General features: G+C 75.6%; 4 protein-coding genes and 1 pseudogene. 2 read left to right on the top strand and 3 right to left on the bottom strand.

Features of this window, described 5'->3' with window-relative positions; genetic code table 11:
- The 3 genes and pseudogenes from ABEB16_RS19775 to ABEB16_RS19765 form a co-directional block, all read right to left on the bottom strand.
- Positions 1-337: pseudogene (locus tag ABEB16_RS19775) on the bottom strand (ABC transporter permease); the annotation flags it as partial.
- Entirely contained in the window at positions 334-1,305 is a 972-nt protein-coding gene (locus ABEB16_RS19770) for an ABC transporter permease (protein WP_345713915.1), read from the bottom strand. The pseudogene ABEB16_RS19775 and the gene ABEB16_RS19770, both read right to left, overlap by 4 nt.
- Complete coding sequence (locus tag ABEB16_RS19765) at positions 1,293-2,858, bottom strand: ABC transporter substrate-binding protein (RefSeq protein ID WP_345713914.1); 1,566 nt, start codon at positions 2,856-2,858, stop codon at positions 1,293-1,295. Before ABEB16_RS19765 ends, ABEB16_RS19770 begins: the two co-directional genes overlap by 13 nt.
- Positions 2,859-3,061: 203 nt before the next feature.
- Here ABEB16_RS19765 and ABEB16_RS19760 point away from each other — a divergent pair, with 203 nt between their 5' ends.
- On the top strand, positions 3,062-3,826 hold the full coding sequence (locus ABEB16_RS19760; RefSeq protein WP_345713913.1) for a nucleoside phosphorylase: 765 nt from the start codon (positions 3,062-3,064) through the stop codon (positions 3,824-3,826).
- Between the two features lie 608 nt (positions 3,827-4,434).
- Positions 4,435-5,207 (top strand): site-specific integrase (locus ABEB16_RS19755; protein ID WP_345713912.1); only part of this gene is annotated, 773 nt, incomplete at its 3' end.

Raw genomic sequence — 5,207 nt, 5'->3', positions numbered from 1 at the left:
CCCCCGCCCACGCCGCCACGATCCCCGCCACGGTGCCGGCCACGCACGCGCTGGCCACGCACGCGGCGGCCAGCACCAGCGACAGGCGGGTGGCGTGGGCCAGGCGCGCCACGACGCTGCGGCCGTAGTCGTCGCGGCCCAGCGGCTCCGCGGCGCTCGGCGCCTCCAGGAAGCGCCCGAGGTCCTGGGCGGCGGGGTCGGGCAGCACCAGCGGCCCGGCCAGCGCGAACGCCACCAGGGCCAGCAGGGCGCCGACCGCGGCCGGGCGCGCCAGGGCCCTGCGGCGCGCCGGGGCGGCGCTGGTCGCGCCCGCCTCCAGCATCGGGGTGGTGCTCACGCGGCCGCCTCCAGGCGTCGGGGTCGGGGGTCCAGCCGCAGCACGACGAGGTCGACCGCGGTGTTGATCGCGACGATGAGCAGGGCCAGCACCAGACCGGTGGCCTGCAGGACGGGGACGTCGCGCCAGAACACCGCGTGGACCAGGGCGTGGCCCAGGCCCTGCCAGCCGAAGAGGCTCTCCACGACGACGACGCCCTCGACGAGGACCACCGCCTGCACGCCGACGTAGGGCACGACGGCGACGGCGGCGTTGCGGACCACGTGCCGCAGCACCACCCACCGCTCGGGCAGGCCCTTGGTGTGCGCGAACCGCACGTACCCCGAGCGGCGGACCTCCACGACGGCGTCCCGCGTGACCCGGGCCACCAGGGCGGACAACCCCGCGGCGAGGGTCAGCGCGGGCAGCACCAGGCCGGCCGCGTCGCCGTGGCCCACCGCGGGCAGCAACCCCAGCTGCGCGGACAGGACGACCACGAGCAGCAGGCCCAGCAGGAACGGCGGCACCGCGCGCACCCCGGCGACCCACGCGGTGGTCAGCCGGTCCAGCGCCCCGCCGGGGCGGCGCGCGGCCAGCGTCCCCGCGCACGCGCCGACCACCACCGCCAGCGCCAGCGCCGCACCCGCCAGCTGCACGGTGCCCAGCAGGTAGTGGCCGACCTCCTGCGCCACCGGGCGCGAGGTCACCAGCGAACGCCCCAGGTCCAACTGCACCAGGTCCACCAGCCAGGAGCCGAGCTGCTGCCAGGCGGGCCGGTCCAGCCCCAGCTCCGCGCGCACGGCCTCCGCGGTCTCCTCGTCCACCAGGTCGTAGCCGTAGCGGCCGGCGGCGATGCGGTACGCGGCGTCACCGGGCAGCCGGCGCACCACGAGGAAGCACAGCACCGACACCAGCAGCGCCACCCCGACGGCCTGCGCGCCGCGGCGGGCCAGGACCGACCCCAGCGCCGCCGGCGTCACTCGGCCCACCGCAGGTCGCTGATGCGCCAGGTGGTCTCCAGCGGGTCCATCACGAACCCCTCGACCCGCTCACCGACCGCGGCGTTCATCCGGTACCACGCCACCGGGATGAGGGGCAGCTGCTCCTGCGCGGTGCGCACGACGGTCTCCCGGGCCTGCTGGGCCTGCGCCCCGTCGGCGCCGGCGAGGAGTTCGGCGATGGCGGCGTCGACGGCCGGGTCCCGCCAGCCCATCACGCCCCAGTCGGCCCCCTCGGGCGCGAAGACGGTGGCGACGTCGACCAGGGGGTCGGAGACGAGCGCGAAGTGCTTGGCGATGAGCGCCAGCTCCAGGCTGCCGTCGCCCTGCCCGGCGGGGATCTCGCTGGAGTTGGTGACCTCCACCTGCACGCCGACACCGACCTCGGCGAGGGCCGCCTGGATCGCGGTCGCCAGCGCCGGCAGCTCGGGGCGGTCGGGGTAGGTCAGCAGGTCCAGCCGCAGCGCCTGCCCGTCGCGCTGCAGGACGCCGTCGGCGCCGGGCGCGAACCCGGCCTGGGCCAGCAGCGCGCGCGCCTGGTCCTGGTCCCGGGTCAGCGGCTGCACGTCGGCGTGCCAGGCCTGCAGGGACGGCGGCAGCAGCTGGGTCGCGGCGAGCTCCCGCTCGCGCAGCACCGCGTCGGCCATCGCCTCGCGGTCCAGCGCCAGGCTCAGGGCGCGGCGGACGCGGACGTCACCCAGCACCGGGTGGGCGGCGTTGACCTTGAGCAGGATGGTGCGCGGCTGCAGGCTGGACTCCATCCGGGCGGTGCCGGAGGCCTCCACGCGCTGGCGGCCGGCCGGTTCGAGCCCGAAGACGACGTCGGCCTGGTCGCTGACCGCCATCAGGGCGCGGGACTCGGCGCGCCCGACCGCCTGGAAGTCCACCCCCGCCACGGCCGGCGCCTTCCCGCGCCACCCCTCGAACCGCGTGGTCTCGATGGAGGCCGGCAGTTCCACGTCCTGCACCTGGTACGGACCGGTGCCCAGGACCTCGGTGACCTCGCCGCTGTCGTCGTAGGCGGCCGGGGCCAGCACGGCGGTGCTGTAGTGCGTCAGGACGGCCGGCAGGGTGAGGGTGGGGTGCGCCAGCTCGAACACCACCGCGGACCCCTCGGGGACGATCCGCGCGATGGGCACGTCGGCGAGCGGGCTGGCCGTCTCGGCGGCGACCTTCTCCAGCGCCGACACCACCGATTCCGCCGTGAGCGCGGTGCCGTCGTGGAACGTGGCGCCCTGCACGAGCTGGAACCGCCAGCGCGTGTGGTCGGGGGAGGACTCCCACGCCGTCGCCAGACCGGGGACGAGCTCACCCCGCAGGTCGCTGGTCACCAGCGTCTCGGTGACCTGCAGCCGCGTGAAGACCTCCCCGTCGGCCGTGGGGTCCAGGCTGTGCACCTCGAAGGGACCGGCGATGCGCAGGGTCGGGTCCTGCTCCGGGGCGCCGCCCGAGCCGGCACCGGAGCTGCAGGCGCCGGCCGCGAGGAGGGTGCCGGCGAGTGCGGCGGCGAGGAGGACGGTGCGCGGGCGCGCGAGAGGTGGCATGGGGGCCTGCTTTCGGGGTGGGAACGGCACCGAACCCTAGTCGATAAGGATTCTCACTCGCAAAGGAGGTGGAGACCGTCGCGGCCACCCGCGCGGTGGCCGAACTGCTGCCCGCACGACCGGCCTGGGCTCCGGCGGCGGCTCGACCAGGGGAGTGCGTCGGGCCGGTTGCCGAGGAAGGAGCGCCACGGCGAGGATGCGGCGTGACCTGGGACATCCCGCTGGCCGAGTTCGACGCCGACTCTGCGGTGCTGATCGAACCCGAGCCGGGGCCCACGTCGGGTGCGATCCCGGAGCGCGCGGTCATCTGCTTCTTCCGCGACGTCATCGACGAGGTGTGCGGTGATGGCCGCGCCGAGGTCGTCGCGACCTTCACGTGGGAGCACGGAACCCACGAGCTGTTCAGCCTCCAGGTCGGTGAGCGTCGGGTGGCGGTGTTCCACCCCGGCGTCGGCGCGCCACTGGCCTGCGGCCTGTTCGAGGAGGCGATCGCGACGGGCTGTCGCACCTTCGTCGCGTGCGGCGGAGCAGGTGCGGTGGTCCCCGGCCTCGCGCTGGGCCACGTCGTCGTCCCCGATGCCGCGGTCCGCGACGAGGGGACCTCCTACCACTACCTGCCGGCCAGCCGCGAAGTCAGCGCGGACCCGGCCGTGACGGCCGTGCTCCGTGCCGTGCTCGACGAGCGAGCCGTGCCCCACGCGGTCGGCACGACGTGGACGACCGATGCGCCCTACCGCGAGACCACCGCGAAGATCGCCGCCCGGCGTCGCGAGGGGTGCATCACGGTGGAGATGGAGACCGCGGCCTTCCTGGCCGTCGCCCGCCATCGCGGCGTGACGTTCGGGCAGTACCTGTACGCAGGCGACGACGTCAGCGGCGAGACGTGGGACCACCGCCACTGGCACACGTCGTCGGCCCGCCGCGATCTGTTCTGGCTCGCGGTGGACGCCGTCCTCCGACTCCCGTGACGAAAGCGCAGCACAGCACCCCACCCACGGGCCTGTTGCAGGGCAGCGCCATCGACGTGCGAGGGGAGCGGCGACGGGAACGGCGACGCGGGCGAAATGACATAATGTCCATTATCGGCGTTACACAGAAGGGGTCGGCGCAGCGCGGACGACCCCTTCGAACCGACCCGGGCGACAACCTGGCGCCGGTCCACGCACGACACACCGCAGCACCGGCGCGCGACCCGGCGGCTGCGCCTCCACGCCGCGTCGCCCGGTGCGCAGCCGCCGGGTGAACCCGTGGCGCACACCGGCGAGTTCCGCTGGAGCCCGCCGGATCCGGCGGGCTCGCGGCCGGCGAGCGCAAACCCGGCACCGGCCCGGGAACCGCGGCGACCCGGGGTCGATGTCTAGGCCCAGCCCGCCCGGGTCGGCGCCTGCGCCACCGGGTGTCGTCGCGCCGGCCCGGCGACCGGTGCGCCCCGCCACGCGGGACGGGGCCGAGACCGGCGAGTTCCGCATAATGGTGAGTATGCGGACGATGCGCGGGTCTCCGTGGTGCGTGACAACCCTTGCGGCGCAACGGTTTCGGCTGGACCAGCCGGGGCCGGCCGGGGTATGATCACGAGGTGTCGGCACCACTGGCCCCGCTGCCGGGGAACCTGTCCCCCCGGTCGCCGCTGCGCGACGGGGTCGCCGCGTACCTGCAGGCCCGCCTGCCCCGCAAGGACTCCCCGCACACCGTGGCCGCCCTGCGCCGGGACCTGGCGGGGATCGCCGTGCTGCTCCCCCACCCCGACACCGACACCGACATCGAGACCGACATCGAGACCGGCACCGGCGCCGACTCCGGACCGGGCTCGGCCACCGCGGCAGCCGATCGCGACCTCGAGGCGCTGATGGCGCACTTCCCGCTCGGTGGGCTGCGGGTGCGCACGCTGCGCGCTGCGTTCGCCGCCTTCGCCGTGGACCACGCGCGCAGCTCCATCGCCCGGGCCTGGTCGACCTGGAACGGGTTCTGCCGCTTCCTCGTCACCGAGGAGGTGCTGGCCGGAAACCCCATGGCGGGCATCGAGCGCCCCCGCCCGCAGCGGGCCGAACCCAAGGCGCTGCGCGGGCACGACACTCCCGAGGTGCTGCTGCGCGCGGTGGCCTCCGGTGCCCGGCGGGCGCGCGACCCCTGGCCCGAACGCGACGTCGCGGTGCTCGCCACGCTCCTGGTGAGCGGCATCCGCTCCGCGGAGCTGCTCGCGCTGCGCGTGGGCGACCTGGTCGGCCAGCCCGGCGACCAGCGGCTGCACGTGCTGGGCAAGGGCAACGCCGAGCGCAGCGTGCCGGTCGAGCCCGCGCTGACGGCGGTGCTGGAGGCCTACCTCGCCAGCCGGGCGCGGCGCTGGGGCGA

The organism is Kineococcus glutinatus, assembly GCF_039542765.1.
GTDB classification, from domain to species: domain Bacteria; phylum Actinomycetota; class Actinomycetes; order Actinomycetales; family Kineococcaceae; genus Kineococcus_A; species Kineococcus_A glutinatus.
This window is presented reverse-complemented; position numbering and strand designations above follow the sequence as displayed.